At 54.5% G+C, this 22,517-nt stretch carries 16 protein-coding genes; 12 read left to right on the top strand and 4 right to left on the bottom strand.

What is annotated here, in order from left to right:
* Positions 1-14 precede the first annotated feature (14 nt).
* Entirely contained in the window at positions 15-155 is a 141-nt protein-coding gene (locus tag G565_RS26480; protein WP_084649445.1) for a transposase, read from the top strand.
* A gap of 319 nt (positions 156-474) precedes the next feature.
* Here G565_RS26480 and G565_RS0117555 read toward each other — a convergent pair whose 3' ends face one another.
* Complete coding sequence (locus G565_RS0117555; protein ID WP_037340091.1) at positions 475-1,797, bottom strand: ABC transporter substrate-binding protein; 1,323 nt, start codon at positions 1,795-1,797, stop codon at positions 475-477.
* A gap of 299 nt (positions 1,798-2,096) precedes the next feature.
* Here G565_RS0117555 and G565_RS0117550 point away from each other — a divergent pair, with 299 nt between their 5' ends.
* The gene (locus G565_RS0117550; protein WP_028672040.1) at positions 2,097-2,954 is read left to right on the top strand and encodes a class I SAM-dependent methyltransferase; all 858 of its coding nucleotides are present in this window, start codon (positions 2,097-2,099) and stop codon (positions 2,952-2,954) included.
* A gap of 99 nt (positions 2,955-3,053) precedes the next feature.
* Here G565_RS0117550 and G565_RS0117545 read toward each other — a convergent pair whose 3' ends face one another.
* Complete coding sequence (locus G565_RS0117545) at positions 3,054-3,869, bottom strand: DODA-type extradiol aromatic ring-opening family dioxygenase (protein ID WP_028672039.1); 816 nt, start codon at positions 3,867-3,869, stop codon at positions 3,054-3,056.
* Positions 3,870-3,976: 107 nt separating this feature from the next.
* Positions 3,977-4,567: a DUF2239 family protein gene (locus tag G565_RS24750; RefSeq protein ID WP_051208207.1), complete on the bottom strand. Its 591-nt coding sequence runs from the start codon at positions 4,565-4,567 to the stop codon at positions 3,977-3,979.
* 134 nt (positions 4,568-4,701) lie between these two features.
* On the opposite strand from G565_RS24750, the gene G565_RS0117535 reads away from it, so the two are divergent.
* The 4 genes from G565_RS0117535 (at position 4,702) to G565_RS0117520 (ending at position 9,583) form a co-directional block, all read left to right on the top strand.
* Positions 4,702-5,625, top strand: a complete 924-nt coding sequence (locus G565_RS0117535) for an AEC family transporter (protein WP_037340089.1) — start codon at positions 4,702-4,704, stop codon at positions 5,623-5,625.
* Between the two features lie 275 nt (positions 5,626-5,900).
* Entirely contained in the window at positions 5,901-7,271 is a 1,371-nt protein-coding gene (gene gnd, locus G565_RS24745; RefSeq protein WP_051208204.1) for a decarboxylating NADP(+)-dependent phosphogluconate dehydrogenase, read from the top strand.
* 99 nt (positions 7,272-7,370) lie between these two features.
* On the top strand, positions 7,371-8,639 hold the full coding sequence (locus G565_RS0117525; protein ID WP_028672037.1) for an MFS transporter: 1,269 nt from the start codon (positions 7,371-7,373) through the stop codon (positions 8,637-8,639).
* A 107-nt stretch (positions 8,640-8,746) separates the two neighbouring features.
* A complete protein-coding gene (locus G565_RS0117520) occupies positions 8,747-9,583 on the top strand; it encodes a CvfB family protein (protein WP_028672036.1) in 837 nt (278 codons plus the stop codon).
* A gap of 535 nt (positions 9,584-10,118) precedes the next feature.
* On the opposite strand, the gene G565_RS0117510 is transcribed toward G565_RS0117520, so the two are convergent.
* On the bottom strand, positions 10,119-10,526 hold the full coding sequence (locus G565_RS0117510; RefSeq protein ID WP_037340087.1) for a VOC family protein: 408 nt from the start codon (positions 10,524-10,526) through the stop codon (positions 10,119-10,121).
* A 281-nt stretch (positions 10,527-10,807) separates the two neighbouring features.
* Between G565_RS0117510 and G565_RS0117505 the strand changes: the two genes are divergently transcribed.
* The 6 genes from G565_RS0117505 to tnpA all read left to right on the top strand — a co-directional run.
* Positions 10,808-14,230, top strand: coding sequence for a hybrid sensor histidine kinase/response regulator (locus tag G565_RS0117505; RefSeq protein ID WP_028672034.1), 3,423 nt, complete (start codon positions 10,808-10,810; stop codon positions 14,228-14,230).
* Positions 14,227-15,159: a response regulator transcription factor gene (locus G565_RS0117500; protein WP_051208200.1), complete on the top strand. Its 933-nt coding sequence runs from the start codon at positions 14,227-14,229 to the stop codon at positions 15,157-15,159. The genes G565_RS0117505 and G565_RS0117500 overlap by 4 nt, the downstream gene beginning before the upstream one ends.
* 255 nt (positions 15,160-15,414) lie before the next feature.
* Positions 15,415-16,530 (top strand): transglutaminase-like domain-containing protein, encoded by a 1,116-nt coding sequence (locus G565_RS0117495; RefSeq protein ID WP_028672032.1) that lies wholly within the window; start codon positions 15,415-15,417, stop codon positions 16,528-16,530.
* A complete protein-coding gene (locus G565_RS0117490) occupies positions 16,527-17,798 on the top strand; it encodes a phosphopantothenoylcysteine decarboxylase domain-containing protein (RefSeq protein ID WP_028672031.1) in 1,272 nt (423 codons plus the stop codon). The genes G565_RS0117495 and G565_RS0117490 overlap by 4 nt, the downstream gene beginning before the upstream one ends.
* Positions 17,799-18,255: 457 nt before the next feature.
* Positions 18,256-22,197, top strand: coding sequence for an RHS repeat domain-containing protein (locus tag G565_RS0117485; RefSeq protein WP_028672030.1), 3,942 nt, complete (start codon positions 18,256-18,258; stop codon positions 22,195-22,197).
* 67 nt (positions 22,198-22,264) lie between these two features.
* The coding region (gene tnpA, locus G565_RS26475; RefSeq protein WP_084649444.1) for an IS66 family insertion sequence element accessory protein TnpA at positions 22,265-22,517 on the top strand (253 nt) is incomplete at its 3' end.

The following is a 22,517-nucleotide window of genomic DNA, read 5'->3' as shown; positions in this document are numbered from 1 at the left end:
TGGCTAACGCGCAAGTGAACACGATCCGGCTAAAGCTGTGTAAGGTGGCGGCCATCGTCATACACAATACGCGCCGAATTCGCTTCCTGCTGCCCAGTCATTACCCATATCAAGGACTGTTTGAAACCGCACTGAACAACCTGAACTCGACATAGCCATAACCAGTGCTGACCCGGCACACTTTAAACAACGGGGTAAGGGGAAGTGTGCCTGAAAATCGGGAATCCGGGTCAAAATCGACCTGTAGCTGTGGAGCTGCTCGAAAACATTCAACAAATTCTATGCAGTGCTACTTTAGGCTGTTTGGTGAAATATCCGGGCTAGGTACGTCCACATTAAAGCCTGGCCGCCTGGGGGCGGCACTTTTCACTCAAGATTTGGGTTCGCTGGGTGGCATTGGTCCGCGTCGGCTACCGGAGACACCTCTCAATTGTCGTTCAACGAATGCCAAAACTTGAGTCACATCATGCTTGATCAGTCCTGATATCCGGCGCGGCGCATCTCACGATTAACGACCGTGTTGGCATTCGCCAGAGCGCGATCAACCGTTGAACTACCCGCCAGGGCACCGGAGATCTGCTGACCAACTGTGGTCGCAAAACCACTGAAGCCCGGAATGGCCACAAATTGCACACCGGTATACGGGGAAGGTTCAAGCGTAGAATCATCCGGATTGGCTTTGCGCATTTGCGTCAACGTCATGCTGGCGAAATCCGCAGCGTCCAGATATTCCTGGTTTTCATAAGTAGAGACACGGGTACCCGGAGGGATGGCCGCAATGCCGTGACGCTCGGCAACCAACGCTGAGTACTCTTTCGAGGTCGCCCAGGTTACGAACTTCTGTGCCGCGTCTTTAGAGTCAGAGCTGACGGGAATTGCCAGTGCCCAGGCCCACAACCAACCACTGCCTTTTTCGGTAACCTGGCTTGGTGCTGCAGCAAAGCCCACCGAATCGGCTACGTCTGACTGACTGTCGTCAGTCACGAAGCTGCCAGCAACCGTTGCGTCGATCCACATGCCGCATTTGCCGGTGTTAAACAGCGCCAGGTTTTCGTTGAAACCGTTGCTGCTGGCACCCGGAGGGCCATAGTTGCCGAGCAGGTCGACGTAGAAATTAACCGCGTTTTTCCACTCTTCGGTTTCGAGCTGGCCGTTCCAATCCATGTCGAACCAGCTGCCACCGAATGCATTGACCATAGTGGTGACCAGCGCCATGTTTTCACCCCAGCCGGCTTTACCACGCAGGCAGATGCCATACTGCTCGTTGGAGGGGTCGTGCAGGGCCACGGCAAATTCACGCACCTGGTCCCAGGTTGGGGCTGCCGGCATAGTCAGGCCCGCGTCTGCGAACAAATCAGTGCGGTAATACGTCATGGAACTTTCGCCGTAAAACGGCAGGGCGAACAGCTGACCGTCGGAAGACAGACCGGCTTTAACCGATGGGAACAGGTCAGCCTCGTCATAACTTGCAGGCAGACTGTCCATAGGTTCGAGCCAGCCGTTGGCACCCCAGATGGGGGTTTCATACATGCCAATGGTCATGACATCGAACTGGCCACTGTTGGCGGCGATATCAGTCGTTAAACGCTGACGCAAGACGTTTTCTTCAAGGATCACCCAATCCAGTTCGATGCCCGGGTTGGCGGCTTCAAATTCGGAAGACAGGGCTTGCATACGAATCATGTCACCGTTGTTAACGGTACCAATGGTAATAGTCTCTGCCAGGGCGGCGGTGGTGCATGAGACACCGATGGCAAGCGCGCTCAGGCGCAGCCAGGACGTTTTTGAAGAGTTCATTGTCATTCACCTATCGTTGTTTTTGTATGTCTGCGATTTCGGGAATCCCGTTACGGACAACACCATTAAACGAGTAAGGCGCACAACTCACCAATACTTGAACAGAAAGTTTCTGTACTTTTTTGACCTATTGAAAGCCAAGTTTCAGACCCCGGGGCTAATTGTGTGCCCAGGAGTCCGTATCAGGTGCCATGTGCCTGTTGCAATGCTATAACGCGCATTAATAGGACCTGAGACGGATTCACCGCCCATAAAGACCGTGATAAGGTGACCCGACTCTAATAACAAACGGCAACGCCATGGACTCTAAGGAATTTGGACTGGTTTTTGGCCAGCAACTGACGGGAATGGAAGACTTGCACTACGGATTCTGGGACGAGACCGTTCCCGAAATCTCCGTGCTTTATATGAAGCAGGCGCAATTGCGCTATACCGAGCAGATTATCGAGACCATTGAAGCCGGGGTCACCGGCCCACAGCGAATTATCGATGTCGGCTGTGGAACCGGACAGGTCCTGGTCGCGCTGAGCGAGCGAGGGCATCAGGTCGATGGGGTGATTCCGGCCCCGCATCTGGAAGCCCGGGTTCGAGAGAAAGTCGCCGCCGGTTCGCTAAACAGCACCGTCTGGGGCTGTACCCTGCAGGATGTACCGGTTGAAACGCTGACTGGCCAGTATGACACCGTCCTGTTCAGTGAAAGTTTTCAATACATTCCTTACCAGGCCGCATTGGCCGCCGCCAACACCCTGCTCAAGCCAGGTGGTCAGGTGGTGATCTGTGATTTTTTCAAGACTGACAATACCGGCGATGGCCAGCCCGGTGACAGGAGTTTTGGCGGTGGTCACCCCTATTCCAAGTTTATTAAAGACCTGGAAGCGTCTGACTGGGTAGTACTGGAGAACAGCGATATCACAGCCAACACCAGCCCCAACATACACTTACTTGACCTGCTACTGCGTGAGCGAATCGGGCCGGCCATGGGCACGCTCGACCATTATCTGGGCGAACGCCATGGGTTGATTCTGAAGTCGGTTAAGTGGTTATTCCGCAAAAAACTGGCCAAGCTGAAGTTCAAATACCTGAGTGGTCATCGCAGCCAGGCGGTGTTTGAGCGATACAAAACCTACCGTCGCATCGTTTTGAAAAAAGCGACCTGATACCGCTCAGGCAACACAACCGGGTGATGGAACACCCGGTTCACTGGCGACTGTATCGGTGAGGCTGTTTCCACTGTGAGGTCGGGTGCAAACCTCTGCTCAGTCTCGCCAGATGACACAGAACGTCCGGTAACCCAGCACCGTATCATCAAACAAGATCTCACCCACCTGCCCGCCAGCGGCGCCCAGGCACACCGGCAATGGCAGCAAATGCTCTTCCCGGGGGTGACTGAAACGAGCCCCCGGAGCCTGATCCCAGTCGACCATTTTTCCGATACGCTGCTCCGGTGTCAGGTCGGGATTGGTCAGGGTGTCGGCCAACCAGTCGTGAAACTCCCGGTTGATCGCCCGCGCCTGTTCGTTGCCATTGCGCATAACACTCATGTTATGAAAAGAAAATCCGGAGCCGAGAATCATCACGCCATCGTCGCGCAAGACTGACAACGCTTTACCCAGCGCGATGTGCGCCTGGGGATCCAGACTGTCGATCAGCGACAACTGCAGCACCGGGATATCCGCCTCAGGGTGCATCAGAATCAGGGGGACAAATACGCCGTGATCATAGCCTCGGCTGCCGTCAGAATCGAGCGGCAGCCCGGCTTCTTCAAGGCACGCCTTAACCCGGGTACGAAGTTCGCCGGGGTTGGTCGCCGGGTATTGGTAGTCGTAGGTCTCGGGTGGAAAGCCATAGTAATCAAACAATAGTGGCGGGTGTTCGGCACCCAGCAAGGTTGGGCGCGGCGCCTCCCAGTGTGCGCTGATCACCAGTATCGCTTTTGGGCGCTCATAGTGTTGTGGCAATGTCCGCAGGAAGTCGGCGATCGCCTGCTGGCTGGGTTCGTTCAACAGCGGCATCGGGCCGCCGCCATGTGGAATAAAGACCGCGGGTGCCCGCTGTTTGGTTGCGGTGGACATGGTTGGTTCCTCCTGTTTATGGCAGCAAGCATAGTCCCGCATGCCGGACAGCAACCATCAAAATAAGTTGTGCAACACCTTCACACTGACTGATCGATCCGGGTCGGTCAGTGCCGGCGATCCGGCTCATTCGCCTCGCGCCAGTGCTGTACCTCGCCAACCAGAGCCCTGATGTGACGCTGCACATCTTCAGGCCAGTCGGCCATTTCCGTGAACATGGCCCCGTACTGGTGCCGGTAGAACTGCCGCAGCGCTTCCTCGTAACGTGGTAAATCACCCGCCAGCGTTTGCATGAACCGGTCCACCGCCAGCGACGACTCCTCAAGCTGCACCACCGGTGATTTGCGCGCAGCCTCAACCATGCGCCGCAGTGCGGCCGACGCACCACCCTGCTGGCGATTCAGCCATTCCCAGTGACGCGGCAACAACGACACCTCACGCGACTGGACACCCAACTTGGGTCGCCCCCGGCCCTGGCGCTGCTGAACCGGTGCCTCGCCCGCCTGATAGGCCAGACTGCGCTCGATCAACTCATCTGGCTGGCTCCAGTCTATTTCCAGCATTGAAGACGTCTGGTGGTTCAACACCAGCAACGGCGCTTCCGGCTCTTCTTCCATAAACGCCCGAATAGCAGGCAGTGCCTGCCCCGGTTCGCCCTCGGCCACTTTCAAACTGCCATTAAACGCAATGACTTTCATACGATTCCCTTTTATTTTTACCCGGCTTTAATACAGTGTATCCAGATTCAGTCCGCTCGAACAGTGCTTTGTTGTCCCTTTACAGCCGGGTGCTCCCGGGCGTTAAATGCTCCCTTTATCGACTGGAAAACCGAATGATTGCCAATGCGCTCGGGCCCGTCTTTTTGCTGATTCTGCTGGGCGTTGCCCTGCGCCGCTGGGACCTGCCGCCTGCAGCCACCTGGCCGGGCATCGAACGGCTAACGTACACCGTGCTGTTTCCCGCCCTGCTGGTGCACCGCCTGGCTCTGGCCGATTTTGACCTGCTGGCGTTTGGCCAACTGGCCATTACCATCTGCGCCGCATTGCTGCTGGTCAGCCTGATCTTCTTCCTAAGCCAGCGCTGGCTGGCCGACAACGGCCCGGATCTGACGTCGGTCTATCAGGGCGCCGTGCGGTTCAATACCTACATTGGCCTGGCCGTGGTCAGCGCCCTCTATGGTGAACCGGGGCTGGTCATTGCGGCCATGGCCATGGCGGTGATGATCCCCTTCGTCAACGTTCTCTGTGTGCTCACTTTCGCGGTCACGGGCACCGGCTCACACATCTCAGCCAAAGGTATTTTTCGGGCCTTGTTCAGCAACCCCCTGATTCTGGGCTGCCTGGCCGGCGTAGCGCTCAACCTGTCTGGCATCGGCCTGCCCGGCTGGACGGCCGACACCGCCCGTCTGCTGGGCTCGACCGCTCTGCCACTCGGCCTGCTGGCTGTCGGCGCGGCATTGAACCTGAGAACGCTCAGCGCCGACCTGAAACCGGTGTTACTGACCAGCTTGCTCAAATTTACCGCGTTGCCGATGCTAATGGTTGTGCTGGCAACCCTGTTTGGCGTTGAACCGCTGGGCGTCTCCGTTTTACTGATACTGGGTTGCCTGCCCACCGCCAGCTCGGCTTTCATCCTGGCCCGCCAGATGGGCGGCAATGCCAACCTGATGGCCAATATCATCACACTGCAAACCCTGATGGCCTTTGTGGTCATGCCTGCCTGGCTGCTGCTGGCAGAGCAGACACAACTGTTCTAGCAATACTAGTTTCGAAGTTCGGGCCGGCTGGGTGGCATTGGTCCGCGCCGGCTGCCGGGTGAGTACCTGTGGGGTCGGCGTAAATCCGTCCATGGAGCCTAGGCCGCAGCGTCCATGCTGCGGACTACCCCACAGGTACTCACCCGGCAGCCGGCGCTTGTCTATATCAGCGAACTGAGAAACCTGAGTCACAATTGCATTATCGGGAATCGCCCCTATCTCCATAGCCTACTGACACACGGCGGAGACCTCTGCCTGAACCAAGGAGTGACTTGATGAAGGGTGATTGCGATATCGGCCTGATTGGCCTGGCTGTAATGGGCCAGAACCTGGTACTGAACCTGCTGGACAACGACAACACAGTAGCCGTTTACAACCGAACCACCAAGGTTACCGACGACTTCGTCGGCGAAGCCAAGCACCCCAATCTGGTTGGCAGCCATTCACTGGAACAGTTCGTTCAAGCGCTGGCCAAACCTCGCAAAATCATCCTGATGGTCAAAGCCGGTGACCCGGTCGATGCCGTTATCAATGACCTCAAACCCCTCCTCGATGACGGCGACATTCTGATCGACGGCGGCAACTCCCTGTTTACCGATTCGCAGCGGCGCAGTAACGATCTCACGCCTCAGGGCATTCACTTTGTCGGCTGTGGCATTTCCGGCGGTCAGGACGGCGCCCGCTTCGGGCCCTCCATGATGCCCGGCGGTGACGAATCTGCCTGGCCTGCACTAAAGCCGATTCTTCAGGGCATCAGTGCCAAAACCGATGCGGGCGAACCCTGTTGCGAATGGATGGGTGATGGGGGTTCCGGTCACTTCGTGAAAATGGTGCACAACGGCATTGAATACGGCGACATGCAGATGATCGCCGAGATATACGACCTGCTGCGCGCCAGCGACCGGAACAACGAAGCGATCGCTTCATTGTTCGACACCTGGAACCAGGGCCGACTCGAATCCTACCTGGTTGAGATAACATCAGATGTACTGCGCATCAAAGACGATGACGGCTCCGACTGGGTCGACAACATCTGGGACAAGGCCGGCCAGAAAGGTACCGGCAAGTGGACCGCTATCCAGGCGCTGGAGCTTGGCGTACCGGGTTCTATCGTGACGGAGGCAGTTTATGCACGAGCGCTGTCTTCTCGCTGGGAAGAGCGCCAGGCCGTGAGCAGCAAGTACCAGAAGCAAACCTCACTTACCAGCTACAAAGGCTTTGAGGCCGATGCCGAAGCCGCCCTCTACGCGGCCAAGCTACTTGCCTACGCCCAGGGCTTCACGCTGCTTTCGCAAGCCGCACGCGACTACGGCTGGAAGCTGAACATGGCGAACATCGCCCAGGTGTGGAAGGCAGGCTGCATCATCCGCGCCAAAGCGCTCGACCCGATTCAGTCCGTCTTCCAGGCTGAACCAGAGCTCGACAACCTGATGCTCAGCGACTTTTTCGTTGAAGAGCTCAAAGGCTGCGAAGCGGCACTGCGGCGCTTACTGGTGCGCGCCATCGAAGGCGGCGTGCCGGTACCGGCTTTGTCGAACGCCCTGGCCTATTACGACGGCGTCACCAGTGCCCGCCTGCCGGCCAACCTGATTCAGGGGCAGCGCAACTTCTTCGGTGCGCATGAATATGAGCGGTTAGCGGGTTAGTCGGTATGCTTGTTTTCTAGGAGGTTAGCACAGGCACAAAGGCTTCCGGTTCAGCCCCTGACCCCGAAGCCTCTGTGCCATATTAATTGCCGGGGGCCTATGCAATCCAAAACGATCGAATCGGGAATCCGGGCAAACTGGCAGCAAATCAGCCTCCAGCTTGTACAGATCTTTCTGGTCGGCCTGACCATCGGTATGACCCGGGTGGTGATTCCCGGGTTGGCCGAGACGGAATTCGGACTAAACGCCCAGTCGTTTTTTCTGCTGACATCCTTTGTGGTTGTATTCGGTGCCGTCAAAGCCGTGATGAATCTCTTTGCCGGCAAATGGAGCGAGCACTTTGGCCGCAAGCGGGTGCTGATCGCTGGTTGGGTCGTTGCGCTACCCATCCCGTTCTTACTGTACTGGTCGCCCAACTGGAGCTGGATCATCGTGGCGACCGTGCTGCTGGGCTTCAACCAGGGATTGGCCTGGTCGATGGCCTTGAACAGCAAGCTGGACCTGGCTAAAACCTCTCAAAAAGGGCTGATCAACGGAATCAATGAATTTTCCGGTTACGCAGCCGTTGGCATTGCCGGTGTGGCAACCGCTGTTGTCGTTGAGGCCTTGGGTGCCCGGCTGGGTTTGCTGGTCTTCAGTTTGACGGTTATTTTGGCCGGTTTGCTACTGGCGATGTTCACCGTTGTAGAGACGCTTCCCTGGGCAAAACTGCATCAGGATCCGAATCAGCCTCCGTCCGATGAACCCGAACAGTCGCTGGCCCAATTGTTCAAATTTGCGAGCCTGCAGAGCAAACCCCTGGTGGCACTGAACCAGGCCGGTTTGGTGGAAAAATTCACCGATGCCCTGATCTGGATATTCCTGCCCGTGTTTTTCCTGCAACAAGGGCTGACACTGGTCCAGGCCGGTTCGATCATAGCCATCTATGGCCTCACCTGGGGCGGGTTGCAACTGATTACCGGCCCGCTGTCCGACCGCATCGGTCGCAAGGGTCTCATTGTCTGGGGCATGGTGTTTTCAGGGGTTGCCGTACTCGCCATACCTTTTACCTCGACTGTCCTCCTGTGGAGCGTGGAAGCAGCGCTGGCCGGTATTGGCATGGCCATGCTGTATCCGAACCTGGGAGCGGCGGTCGGTGACTTTTCACCGCCTCAGTATCGGGCATCGCTGGTGGGTATCTATCGTTTCTGGCGGGACTCCGGCTACGCCTTTGGCGCTCTGCTGATGGGCATTCTCGCCCAATGGTCGCAAAGCATGACCATTCCCTTTGTGTTCGTTGCCGTGTCGATGCTGCTGTCGGCCGCCCTGCTGGTTTGGTGGGTACCCAGTCGCCGTCAACCTGGAAAAAGCGCGCAAGGAACCGAATAACAGACATCGGGAAGATCTCTGGATGTTTCCTGAATTGCCTTGTACAGTGCCCGCAGCAGCGTCCGCATTCTGCCCCCAACTCGTTTTTCACCAGGACACCTCCCACTATGGCTCTTATTGGCACTTTCAACTCCATGGAAGTTGTTTCTCTGACCGACTTCGGCGCCTTTCTCGACGGCGAGAACCTCGGCTCAATTCTGTTGCCCAAAAAACAATGTCCGGATCCGATTCACGAAGGCGACTTCATCAACGCCTTTATCTACCTCGACTCGGAAGACCGGCTGATTGCCACGCGCATCACACCAAAAGCCGAAGTGGGTCAGTGCGCATTGCTTGAAGTCAAAGAGCTCACACCCTTTGGTGCTTTTCTCGACTGGGGCTTGCCTAAAGATGTACTGGTACCGTTCGGTGAACAGCGCAAACCGATGGAAGCCGGTCAGAAACACGTCGTTTATCTGTTTGTCGATAACCTGACCCGGCGTATTACCGCCAGTGCGAAACTCAGCAACTTCCTGGCAGAAGAGACCGATGCCTACCGCGTCAACGACCCGGTCGATCTGCTCATTGCCGGACGCACCGATCTTGGCTACCGGGCCGTTGTCGACCAGAAATATCTGGGCATGGTGTTTAATGAAGATGTGCTGCAACCGCTGAGCATTGGTCAGCGGATAAAAGGGTTCGTGAAAACGGTTCGCGACGACCACAAGATCGACCTGATGCTGCAATTGCAGGGGCACGAAGCCCGGGTTGATATCGCCGACCGAATCCTGAAGGAACTGGCGGCCAACAAGGGCGTATTACTGCTGTCGGACCGCTCTAGCCCGGAAGCCATCTATGCAGCCTTTCAGGTCAGTAAGGGGAACTTCAAGAAAGCCATCGGCCGCTTGCTCAAGCAGGGGAAAATCGGCCAGGCAGCCGACCGGATCGTGTTGTTGGAAGAGTAGATTCCAGCTGGTTCCGGGTCACCTTAAGGGACAGCTCGCGCGCTTGTGCCTCTGCGTTTTAGCCCGCTCAGAGCCCTGAGAAAGTGGTTCAGAGGCTCGTTAACGACGCCGGCTACCCAAGCCTGCGCAACCTCCCAATTCCCGATGCGATTCCCCAGGCGATCATCCAGACTATAAACAAAGTGCCGATTGCCCCCACTACCCACCCCAAAACCGTCGCAGAGCACCAACCCCATCCACAACCGCCAGACTGAGCAAGGAGACCCGGGACACCCAACTCAGAAAGGGCGTAGGTCAGAAGCAGGGGTATCGCAAAAATGATGTCGAGCGGAAAACTCAAAGACAATGGAAGAAGGGTGATGCAGAGCCACAGCCCCGCATACAGTAAAACGACTACCACTAGCACATTAATTGTCGACTTGCCGAACACAAGCAGTCCTCACAGTTGTGGTTCAATCCCGGGCTGGGCGAATGGATCGACGGGCTGAATTCTACTAAGCATTCAACAGTACCTGCGCGGTAAAATACACAAACATTAACCGAAATACCGGGCCATAAATTCTGCTGAGGGTTCGCTGTTTGAACTCACGTCAATCAACACACCATCCGGATCCACCGTTAAAAACCGACGCTGACCGTAAGCTTCGTTTTTGGGTTCACTGATTATAGGCAACCCCATCGACTGAGCTTTACGGTAATACGCGTCGCAATCAGGCACTACAAAAACAAGACTGCTGCCTTGCGGGGGCTTGCGATAGGCTTCAGGGATCAGTTCATGCATCCTGGGCTGCAACATCAGTTCAACCACCGGGTTATCAGGGTCCGACAGTTGGATGATCCAGTCCGCTTCGAAAGCCGGCTGCAGTCCGATAAAATTACAGTAAAAGGCTTTTGAACGCGCCAGATCATCGACATACAGTGCCGTCACCGTTCTTTCTATCATCGTGCTCTCCTAAAATATCAATAGCGCCACTATCAGGTAGCTGAAAAAGGCACCGTGTCTTTTTTGGACTTTATACTGCTGCGGACTCTAAGAGCTATAGCGTAGTGCACCAGAAACGCATCGGCACGCCGGTCATTTTTAAGGCACGCTTCCTGCTACACCCATTGTATGCGGCCCTAAAATGGGGCTCTCAGCAACCGATCACAGCGCTTTTTGCAGCGTTTACGCACTGCAATGCGGCGCTCGCACCAAAACTGATCATTAACAGCGAGTCCGCGGGCATGGCTGCCTCTCAAAAAATATTCAAGGTCCGCCGACACTACAATAAATGGGTCGCCAACCAGACTCTGGAAGACTACGCGTTGCGCTTCACTGCCCGGGCCGGTCGTACCATGAGCATTCAGCGGGTGGGCAATACCGCACTCGGGGCGACCGCTTTTCTGGCACTGGAAGGCATTGCTGCAGCAGTGACTCTGAATTATGGATTCATTAACACCGTAACGGCCATGGTCGTGGTCTGTATTCTGTTTTTCATCACCGGTTTTCCGATTACCTATTACTCAGCCAAGCACGGCCTGGATATCGATTTACTGACCCGGGGTGCAGGCTTCGGATACCTGGGGTCAACGCTGACCTCGCTGATCTACGCCTCTTTTACCTTTATATTTTTTGCCATTGAGGCGGCCATTCTTGCCTCGGCATTAAAAGCGTTGTTGGGCATCCCCCTCGCCATCGGGTACTTCCTCTGTTCTGTCGCGGTGATCCCCATCGTGACCCACGGCATCAAGGCCATCAGCAAATTCCAGGTGGGAACCCAATCACTTTGGCTACTATTGCAATGCTCTGCACTGATCGTTGTCGTCGTTCACGACTACCAGTCGATTCCCGACTGGACTCAGTACGCCCCGGTTTCAGCCCCGGGTAGCGATCAGTTCAGTTGGCTGTTGTTCGGGGCAGCGGCATCGGTATTCTTCGCGCTGGTTGCGCAAATCGGCGAACAGGTCGACTACCTCAGATTCCTGCCCACCAAAACACCGGAGAATGCCCGGCGCTGGTGGTTTTGGCTGATTCTGGCCGGGCCCGGCTGGGTGCTGTTCGGGTTGATCAAAATGCTGCTTGGCTCCTTTCTGGCGTACCTCGCCATCACCGCGGGCATTCCGGCCGAGGTCGCAGCCGACCCGACTCACATGTACCAGACGGTGTTTCTGTACCTGACCAACACCCCGGCCATCGCGCTGATTCTGGCGGCCGTCATGGTCATCATTTCACAAATGAAGATCAACGTGACCAACGCCTATGCCGGCTCCATTGCCTGGTCGAACTTTTTCTCCCGGTTGACTCATAGCCACCCCGGCCGGGTTGTCTGGCTGGTGTTTAACGTCACCATCGCCCTGATTCTGATGGAGCTTGGCATTTACCAGTCGCTGGAGGCGATACTGAGTATTTTTGCCATCGTCGCGGTCAGTTGGCTGGGGTCGTTGTCGGCTGATTTGCTGATCAACAAACCCCTCGGCCTGAGCCCTTCTTATGTGGAATTCAAACGGGCTCACCTCTATGACATCAACCCGGTCGGCGTTGGCTCCATGTGCCTGGCCACGGTTATCGGTATGGTCAGCTACCTGGGTGCCTTTGGTGACGTGGCGGCCAATCTGGCGCACTTTATCAGCCTCAGTAGCTGCTTTATCGCGGTTCCTACAATCGCCTGGCTGACCCGGGGCAAATACTACCTGGCACGCCAGTCGCCGGAGCTGATTCCCCTGTTGCAACCGACCAGTGCCGATCAGCCGGTTGCCCTGCTCACCTGCGGTGTTTGTGAAAATCCGTTCGAACAGGAAGACATGAGTTTTTGTTCCGCCTATGACCTACCTATCTGCTCTCTGTGCTGCTCACTCGACGTACGCTGCCTGGATCATTGCAAACCCCAGGCCCGGTTATCGCAACAAATGATCGACAGCCTGCGTCTGGTGTTACCGGTTCGCGCCGTGCGCTGGGTGAACTCCCGACTGGGTCGATTCACCGCGCTGTTAATGACCATCACCGTGCTGCTGTCAGCCCTGCTCGCTTTGATCTACCGGCAGATGGAACCTGAAACGCTGGCTGAAACCGCTCTGCTGCAGCAGGCGTTATGGTCGTTGTTTTTCACGCTGTTTATTATTTCCGGAGTCATCGCCTGGCTGTTTTTGCTGGCTCATGAAAGTCGGCTGGTTGCGCAGCGCGAATCCAACCGGCAAACGCAGAAACTGATGCGCGAAATCGACGCCCACCAGGCAACCGACCAGGCCTTGCAACACGCCAAGGAACTTGCTGAACGGGCCAATGCGGCAAAAAGCCGCTACCTCACCGGGCTCAGCCATGAACTTCGTACCCCCCTGCAATCGATTCTGGGGTACGCGCAATTATTGGCCGACCGGCCCGACACACCCGACCGCCATCAGGATGGCCTGGCCATCATTGGCCGCAGCGGTCAATACCTGACCGACCTGATCGAGGGCCTGCTCGATGTTTCAAAGATCGAAGCCGGACGGCTCGACCTGTATCGCAACCGGGTTGCCCTGCCCGAACTGATTGAACAACTGGCGCACATGTTTGCCATGCAGGCACGCGATAAAGGCATCGACTTTAATTACCGGTTACACGACCCGTTGCCAAAGACTGTCATTACCGATGAAAAACGGCTGCGCCAGATTCTGATCAACCTGCTCGCCAATGCGATCAAGTACACCCAGGCAGGCAGTGTCATGCTCGACATTCATTATCGAAATCAGGTCGCTGAGTTTGTGATCAGCGACACCGGATCAGGCATTCCCGAAGCTGACCTGGAGCGCATCTTCGCCCCGTTTGAGCGAGTACGCACAGCAGAAGCACCCAATTTGCCCGGCACCGGGCTGGGGTTAACCATTGTCAAACTGCTGACAGAAATCATGGGTGGCCAGTTGGGGGTTGAATCAAAGCTTGGCCACGGCAGCCGGTTTACCGTGAACCTGATGCTGCCCTGGGTCACGTTGTCGGATGCCGACGCCTCCCGGCCACGACGCATTGCCGGTTACGAAGGGCGTCAGCGCACACTAATGCTGGTGGATGATGACCCCGTGTTGCGGGGCTTGCTGTCCGATCTGTTGATTCCCCTGGGGTTCACGACTCTGGAAGCGCAGGATGCCAACGCCTGCCTCAACATGCTCAACCAGGTGTCTCCCGACCTGTTCCTGCTGGATATTTCGATGCCTGGCATGAACGGTCTGGAACTGGCACAAACGCTACGGGACCGGGACATAACTGCGCCCATTGTCATGCTCTCGGCCGACGCCAAAGAGTATCAGAGCACCGGAGAAAATCCGCCTGCCTACAACGACTATCTGGTTAAACCCGTTACCAACCAGAACTTGCTCAACAAACTGGCGCATCACCTTGCGCTCAACTGGACCTATCAGTTGCAGGAACCGGCAGACACTCAACCGGTGCAGGCCAGTCAAAAGATAGCGCTGAACCCGCAACGGCCAAACCCCATGGTCATACCCGACCACCCGACTGTGCGCGAATTGAAAGCCTTTGCTGAAATCGGGTATACCAAAGGCGTGCGTGCCACCCTGCAACTTCTGAGAGAATCAGATCTGATTCAGGACGACACCCTGACCTACCTTGAACACCTCACGCGCAAACTCCAGTTTGAAACGCTGGTGCATTGTCTGGAGCTCGACACACCATGAACGCCACTTCAGCACCGACCCACACTCAACGACCCGATACGCCCGATGTGGTGTTGGTGGTGGACGACTCTCCCGATGCGCTGAGCATGATCAACGACGCGCTCGAAGCTGAGGGTATGGATGTGCTGGTCGCCCTCGAAGGCAAGCAAGCACTCACCATTGCGCGACGCATCCGGCCCGACATCATTTTGCTGGATGCCGTAATGCCGGTTCTGGACGGGTTCGACACCTGTCTGGCGTTAAAAGCCGACCCTAACCTTGCCACCATTCCCGTCCTGTTCATGACCGGTCTGAGCGATACGGCCGACGTTGTTCGGGGTCTTGAATGCGGCGGTGTCGATTACCTGACTAAACCCATTCAACCCGGCGAACTGCTGGCCCGCATGCGCGTGCATTTAAACAATGCTCGCCTCACCTCCAGTGCACAGACCGCCCTCGACAGCACCGGCCAGACCCTGTTCACCGTCAACAAGGAAGGCGCCATTCAATGGGCCACGCCGCAAACCCATGCCTTGCTGGCACGCGCTCGTGCGGTAGAGAGCTGGCAGCTCAATGAACTCGCTCCGCAATTACAACGCTGGCTGAGCCATCAGCCAGACCCGGGACATCAACTTAACCTGGCCGGCCTGGAGCACCCGTTAAGCATCCGTCTTATTGCGCAACACACTCACCAGGAAACACTGCTCAAACTGGTCGACGAAGAACGTGCGCTTGGTCCAGCGCAATTGAAAGACAACCTGAGTCTTACTGAGCGTGAATCCGATGTCCTGTTTTGGGTAGCCAACGGCAAGTCCAATCGTGACGCCGCGCAAATTCTCTCAATGAGTCCACGTACCGTTAACAAGCATCTGGAAACCATCTTCCATAAGCTGGGTGTCGATAACCGAACCGCCGCCGCTCGCATTGCCCTGCGTTACCTAACGGAATAAACCCGGTCATAATACGAGTCGTAAAAGCCGCCATTTTTCTGACAATTCCTCCGATCAACAACAAAAACTTGTCGTTCACATTTTCCGAATAGCTTCTAAGTCACTGTGTTTAAAGCATAAAGAAGGCTTGGCACAGCGTTCGCATAGTGCGCCAGCACGGCACCATAAATGCCACGTCAAATGACTGACTGCTGGAGTGATGTTCAATGAACCGCACACTCCGACCCTGACTCAAAGCGTACTGGAGTAACCGACATGAACACTGCACTCACTCTCAGCAATCAATACGAAGCCCTGTTTCGAGATACCACCCTCGGGTTTTACCTCGACGACAAAGCCGATGCCATTTTCCGGCTGGGCAGCGTCACCAAGCTCGACACCGATGCGCCGCTGGTGAATCCTTCGCCGTACCGTTTGTTCGCGGTATTGCAAGGTAGGCTCGGCCACGCCACATCCTGGCATGGCCCCGGCAACCATTTTATGGCTGCGCAATCAGACAGTCAGGGACCGCTGACTGCTTTGGGCGACACCGTTTTGGTATGGCACCTCGACCTGGCCAGTGACGCCTGGCAGGCACCAGGCGCCATGTCATTGCGCCGCGCCATGACATTGGCCATGCTTGCCAGCGATGCCGCCTGCAAATCGGTAGCACCCGTGCCCGATGCTCAATTGCCCGACAAAACGACATTGTGTGATTACCAGCACCCGGCCATTCAAAAGTGTGCGCGCCAACTCAAAGGCAACACCCAGGCCGACACCGCACGCAACATTTTCTATTTTGTACAAGCCATCCCCTACCGTTTCGGTACCTGGCAGGAAACCGCCTCAACCACTCTGGCCAAAGGCGTCGGTATGTGCACCACCAAGGCCAACCTGCAAGTGGCCCTGTGCCGAGCCAGCAACATTGAAGCGGGCTATATTGAAGCGCCCCTGGAACTGAGCGTGCTGGGCATTATCATGCCGCCAAGCTGGCGTTTGCTGATGCGTTCCTCGTTCAAACATTATTACGCGGCGATGAAAATCAACGGCCGCTGGCATTCCGCCGATGCCACCTTTAACGACGACGTCTGCGATGCCTTTGTTGAAGCCAACCCGGAATTTGCTCAACTCGTGCCCGTCACCTTCGCCGAAGGCTTTCCCTACAGCCCTTCCGCACTGATGAATCAAACGGATCCGTTCCTGAGCGACGAGGAAGTCCTGCCCCACCTTGAAGAAGAAATGAGCAAGAAAAGCCGTTTCTCGATGGCCCACTTTGAAGCATTAAACACCGCTCTGGATCGAATTCAGTCTGTGTACATGCCGTTGGTCAACCAGGCCCAGCAACAATTTCAACCAGTTGAAACCGCCCGTCGCGAGGAGCTGGTGGCATGAGTCGAACACCCAGTGCCGCTGATTTATTCGACTGGCAATTTCAGGCACCCACGCCCAGTGACATGGGCGACCACGACGTGCCGGTCGTCTCCGACCGGCTGCGCGGCAAACGAATCGCGTTGCTTGTAACCGGCGGTATTGCCGCCATGAAGACCCCGCAAATCGCTCGTGGCCTCCGCCGCCACGGTGCCGATGTGGTGGCCTTCGCCTCCGACGATGCGCTGCGTTATGTCGCCCGCGAAGCCCTTGAATGGGCCACCTGCACACCCGTGGTCAGTACTCTGACCTGGGAAGCAGAACACCTGTCCGACAACGCTCCCTTCGATGCTTATCTGGTGGCGCCGGCCACGCACAACACCATTGCCAAAATGGCGAATGGCATTGCCGATACCGTCATCACGTCGGCATTGGCGTCAGCACTGGGTCGTATGGAACAGGGCCGCACTAAAATTCTGATCGCTCCAACCATGCATGGCACCCTGCACAACAGCGTACTTGTCGGCAATGCTCGCAAACTCCACGACCTGGGCGTGCACTTTATCGCCCCGCGCGATGGCTACGGCAAACACAACCTGCCCGATACCGATGTGTTGTGCACCAGTGTTGGCCGGGTTCTCAGCGAGTCTCCATTGCGCGACAAACGCATCATGGTGACCGCCGGACCAACCCCGGTACCCATCGACGGCGTACGCCGAATCGTTAACCGGTTTCGCGGCCGACTGGGCGCCGCCATTGCCGAAGAGCTCATCTGGCGCGGTGCTGATGCCGAGTTGGTCTTGGGCGACGGTGCCTGGCGTCCGAAAACCACCCTGCCGTTGACCATTGCCCGCACATTCGATGAGTACCGCGACACAGTCGTCGACCGCGCAAACTCGGGTTTGTTTGCCGGCGTTTTCTCAGCTGGCGTGGCCGACTATCGGCCAGCCGAAGCGGTGAACGGCAAGATAACCTCAGGCCAGGCCAACCTGCCACTGGATCTCGTGCCCACCGAAAAGGTCATCGACATGGCCTGTGAAGCCGACCCGAAGATGCAGTGCGTGGCGTTTAAATACCTGGAACAGGTCACCGAAGAAGAACTCATTGACGTAGCCTCCAAACGCTTGAACCACGCCACCCTGGTAGTAGCCACACGCGGTGAAGACACCAAAGGCAAAGAGCAACGCGCTCTAATGGTCACTAAAACAGGCGTCACACCCGTAGAAGGTAAATACAAAATTGCAGCCGCCATTGCAGACCACCTGGAGACTCTAGCTTCGGAGGTTAAATAGACTCCATTGCCATGAGCCCGCATCGGCTACCGGTAGTCCCTCTGCGGGGTCGGGCGGAGTGCCGCCCACTCAACCCGTCCATGGCGGTCCGACGTCTCGGGCCTAGACCGCATGATATATGAATCCCATCCATGGGATTCACCCTTCGGGCTCTCTGCGCTCATGCTAAAACGCTCCCGGCGTTTAAGTCCATGTTGCGGACTCCCCAGCAGAGGCAATACCGGCACCCGCTGCTCAGAAATAAGCAAACTCTAACATTCGAATAGCAACCAATCTGCCAATACCCCGGCCGGGGACAGCTTATGGCACCTAGAAGCTCTCTTTGAGATACCCATCACAAAAATCACTAATTCTAAAAATATAGTTCTGTGAGAATTTATTTTTCTGTTAATTTCCCCGATCAACTGCAATCTCCCCATATATTTCTAAAATGGACTCGATCTTCAAAGGACATATCATGCCTAAAATTGCGCATTTACTATGGCTTGCAACATTTGCCATGCCTGTATTTAGTGATTGGACAACTACTGACGACACCTTTGGCCGGCAATTGTCGACCGGATATGGAATCGACACCGTTGACCACTACTCTGGCCAAGTTTTTTGGACCCATACAGATTACCAACTGTTACTCGGCCAAAATAGCTACCTCCCAATTTCTAGAAAAGTTGAGATTGGCCAACTTGGCTCCTTAAGCAGACCGATGTACAGGACTTACAACCTAGGGCAGTTAAGTGGGGCCCAAGCAGACCATCAGCTATGTACATCCATAGTAGATGATGACAAGAAGCCAATATTCAGAGGCTTAAATGGTGAGAACGTCCAATTTACTAAACACAACAGATATGAGAGCGCACCGCATAGTTTTCTGTCTAAGAACAACTGGCTCCTTACATGTGACACCGATGATACGACCTATCCGGTCCAACTAACTTCACCAAGTGGTCTCAGATTCTATTATGATGATCGAATTCTAAACACGCCAGTCAAAGGGCAAGGCTTCCCTCTCCTGATTAAGGACGCAAACGACAACTATGCTCGGCTTACCTACGAGTCCACGCTTGACTTAACTATCGAAACTCGGTTCCAAACCCTGTCTTTCAGCAGAAATGGAATATCGATTGATGGCATTAATGGAAACATTGCATCGTTTGAAGATTTTGGAAATGGCTATAAAATCAGGTACATAGAAGATTCTTATTGGACAATTCGCCAGAGAAACAATGTTACTGAGTTGTGCAACCCGTTAAAGACTTGCGTGGATTTCGAATATACCTCCGTTAAACTTGGAAACTACACTCCAACACTCCGGCTTACAAAGAAAACGTATCGCATCCCACACCATGGAACTTACTCTATCAACTACGAGTACGACTATGACCATGGCAAAAAGTCTTTGACAGTAACTGCAGAGCATGGAGACCACGTTAGAGAATACGTTTACTACCATGACCAGAACAGTCGCCCCCTGCACTGGAAACTGGGTAACCTGCTGAATGAAACAATCTATAACGAGAACCAGACCGGGAAGTATCAAGAAGCAATCTACGAATATGAGCCTAGCAAAGAGTTAGCTGTTGACACTGCTAATGCACAGAACTTCAATCGGTATGCAATCACACCAAGACTAACGAGCAAGACCACTAGGCGCTGGTCAAATGCTACAGATGCAGGGACCTTCAGATGGGTAGGCACTATTGAAGTTACACATAGTGACTTTGATCAATTTAATAATCCAGAAACCGTTTCCTACCGCTACCCGAACCAGTCCGGAGGCGAGCTTTTCCCTGAAATCACTCAACAAACGAAGTGGGCTTATGATTTCGATGTTCATCGAACAGGGTTGATAGCAAGAACCGAAACGGCAGATCTTCCGTACTTCACGGCCTACACCTATGACAGCCATGGAAATCCGATAAAAATCAATACCAACGGAATAGAAGAGACCTATCTTTACGGTAACTTTGGCGAGCAAAGCACCCACCAAGACGCTGAAGGGCACACATACAACTACGCAAACTATGACTTCGGCATCCCAAAGACCGTAACAGGCCCGGAAGGGTATATACTATCAAGGACAGTGGAAAACGGCTTTATCAAGAGTGAAACACTCTACGGCAACAGAACCACGTACTCTACGTTCGACCCGTTCGGTAAACTTATTCAGTACCAGCCAGCCGAACCTGGTCGGGAGCCTATTCGCTACCATTACACCTTCCCTGCTAATGGAGGGATGGTGCTGGTTGAAGAAAATGGCGGACTACTAAAGACAACTCGCTTCAATGGTATGGGATTACCCTATACCGTCGAAGTTGAGGGAACCGGTTCTGCAACCGGGGATGCCTATCACTACAAAAAGCATATAGAGTACTACGACGACGGTACCCTTAAAGCAGAATCCCTGGCCCTGGAAGCAAGCGTTACCCCCTCGAATGACCAGTTCACACGATACTATCAGGATCCCGTTGGTCGCCGTACATCAGTCAACCCTGTGGATAGCAATCGAATTGAGTTTCAGTTTAACAATCCGTTCGAAACAGAAATGCTAGACGGTGCCGGTGTTAAAACAGTAGAGCGCTATCGCCCTTTTGGCGGTTTTGGCAGCGAAAAGCTCATCGAAAGACACCACCCTCAGGGAAACAGCAACCCCTCGCCAGCGCTAACGCTAAGCCTAAGCTACTTGAACAATGGTTGGCTCGAAGCTGTAAGTGTGGGAGGCAAGCATCATTATTACAATTACAATACCAGTACTGGCTTTCTGGATTCCGTATTCACACCAGAAACAGGCTTGATCCAATACCGATATAACGATAACGGACAAGTCGTCTGGGAAAAGCGCAATAGCGACAGCCCAATTGAATATCACTATGACGGACTAGGCAGATTAGTACAAAAAGAGTATACAGACTCCGCTACAAATATTAGTTACACCTATGATGACATAAACCGAACTGAGACAAGTACTAAAGATGCCTATACCTGGGAGAGAGATTTTGATCTGGATGGCAACCTAGTTCGGGAGTATTTGGTGCACAAAACGAATATCACACCACCCTCTGTTATCAACTCGTATCCAATCTATAGCAGTCATACCGGCAGGACAGTAAGTGGTAGGAGCCTACAAGATAGAAACAGAGGAAGTGTTAGGTACGGCAACGACATTGAATCACAGGGCTACCTAGATTGGGAGTTCCTCTATGCATACGATTCGAAAGGTTTCCTTGCCAGCACCACTTACCCGGATGGCGAAGTAGTCGGTTACCTCCCGAATGCACTGGGACGCCCCACACAAACAGGGCCTTACGTAAATAGTGTTCAGTACTATCCGAACGGGTCACTGCATTCCCTAGACTACAATAATGGCCGCAGTGTTACCTACAATCAGAATCAGACTACAGGGCTCCTTGAAACGGTAGCTATCGACCGGGGTAATTACTGGAATAAATCATACCGGTATACTGAATCAGGCTATCTGAATGCTATTACTGATGGAAACAATAGCAATAACTCCCGTTTCTTTGAGTACGACCAGCTGTACCAACTCAAGCGTGTACGTGCTGGAAGTAAAACAGGCTCAATATTGGAGAGCTTCCAGTACTCTCCTTCCGGAGATCTACTAAATCGCAACTCTTATGGCGAAACAGTGACTTATCACTATAACAGCCAGACAAATCGACTTGCATCGGTAGTCATCGATGGCCAGACCCACTTGCTAGGATACACGCCCGACGGCCGAGTCACTGCATTTGGCCAGTCAGACTATAGCTATACGAGCGACAAACTACTGGCAGAATTCAGCGAACCCGACGGCAGTACCTACCGCTATGAATACGACAGCGACAACCAGAAAGTACGTGTAAACGTCGATGGAAAGTTGCAAAGGTATACGATACACGGTAGTGGCGGTCGGCTGATGTACGAAGAGCGGCCTGACGACACCTCTACTAATTTTATCTATTTGAATCGACAGTTAGTCGCAACACGAGACACAGAGTACGATCTCGCCTATACAGAGTGTGACTACATAGAAAACAAAGCTAAACGAGAAACGTTGCTTTACCACCGACCAGTCTGGCTCCGGCGCTTTGACGGAGAACCCATTGACTACGGCGACTGTGAGCGCTACGGCAAATGGAACCATAACTACGAAAGCAATTCCGGAACCTGGGAAATTATTAGTAGCAGTGAACGTCGCTACCACACCTGGATGAACCACTATGACGCCAATGGCAACAATAAAGGGGCGCTCTACGATTTCCTATTAATGAAGGATGTAAAGCAGGCGAATGGAAACCCTGTCCGCCGTTACCGATCGAGCGGCACTAAGCGTTATTACGAGTGCTTTCAACGCTGGAAAGTAACCCGCTATACCTACAATGAACGTAAGCGTTCATTTTAGGGAGTCATTCTACTGAGCCTTCCCGCGCGATAATCTCAAGCCTCATTCATCGACGTCCGAGGCAATCATGGCCAAGCGTAGAACCCGATCACAATGGCAATCCCTGATCGAACAGCAACAACAATCCGGCTTGTCCGTCCCAACGTTCTGTTCCGAGCATTCAGTCAGTCCAGCCAGTTTTTACAAATGGCGTCAGCGCCTGGAGACTTCCGAACCCGGTCCAGAAACGAAGCCTGAACCGTCGTTCATTGATCTGAGCGCTCTTTCGCCGAATCCCGGCAACCCGAGTGATGCCGATAGACCCTGGCACATCGTGCTCA

Origin of the sequence: Saccharospirillum impatiens DSM 12546 (assembly GCF_000423605.1) — a bacterium.
Taxonomy (GTDB): Bacteria; Pseudomonadota; Gammaproteobacteria; order Pseudomonadales; family Natronospirillaceae; genus Saccharospirillum; species Saccharospirillum impatiens.
This window is presented reverse-complemented; position numbering and strand designations above follow the sequence as displayed.

Excerpts from the sequence above, each read along its gene's own strand:
- G565_RS0117555 (WP_037340091.1), bottom strand. The coding sequence starts at position 1,797 with ATGAACTCTTCAAAAACGTCCTGGCTGCGCCTGAGCGCGCTTGCCATC.
- G565_RS0117500 (WP_051208200.1), top strand. The coding sequence starts at position 14,227 with ATGAACGCCACTTCAGCACCGACCCACACTCAACGACCCGATACGCCC.
- gnd (WP_051208204.1), top strand. The coding sequence starts at position 5,901 with ATGAAGGGTGATTGCGATATCGGCCTGATTGGCCTGGCTGTAATGGGC.
- G565_RS0117510 (WP_037340087.1), bottom strand. The coding sequence starts at position 10,526 with ATGATAGAAAGAACGGTGACGGCACTGTATGTCGATGATCTGGCGCGT.
- G565_RS0117520 (WP_028672036.1), top strand. The coding sequence starts at position 8,747 with ATGGCTCTTATTGGCACTTTCAACTCCATGGAAGTTGTTTCTCTGACC.
- G565_RS24750 (WP_051208207.1), bottom strand. The coding sequence starts at position 4,567 with ATGAAAGTCATTGCGTTTAATGGCAGTTTGAAAGTGGCCGAGGGCGAA.
- G565_RS0117485 (WP_028672030.1), top strand. The coding sequence starts at position 18,256 with ATGCCTAAAATTGCGCATTTACTATGGCTTGCAACATTTGCCATGCCT.
- G565_RS0117490 (WP_028672031.1), top strand. The coding sequence starts at position 16,527 with ATGAGTCGAACACCCAGTGCCGCTGATTTATTCGACTGGCAATTTCAG.
- G565_RS0117495 (WP_028672032.1), top strand. The coding sequence starts at position 15,415 with ATGAACACTGCACTCACTCTCAGCAATCAATACGAAGCCCTGTTTCGA.
- G565_RS0117545 (WP_028672039.1), bottom strand. The coding sequence starts at position 3,869 with ATGTCCACCGCAACCAAACAGCGGGCACCCGCGGTCTTTATTCCACAT.
- G565_RS0117535 (WP_037340089.1), top strand. The coding sequence starts at position 4,702 with ATGATTGCCAATGCGCTCGGGCCCGTCTTTTTGCTGATTCTGCTGGGC.
- G565_RS0117525 (WP_028672037.1), top strand. The coding sequence starts at position 7,371 with ATGCAATCCAAAACGATCGAATCGGGAATCCGGGCAAACTGGCAGCAA.
- G565_RS0117505 (WP_028672034.1), top strand. The coding sequence starts at position 10,808 with ATGGCTGCCTCTCAAAAAATATTCAAGGTCCGCCGACACTACAATAAA.
- G565_RS0117550 (WP_028672040.1), top strand. The coding sequence starts at position 2,097 with ATGGACTCTAAGGAATTTGGACTGGTTTTTGGCCAGCAACTGACGGGA.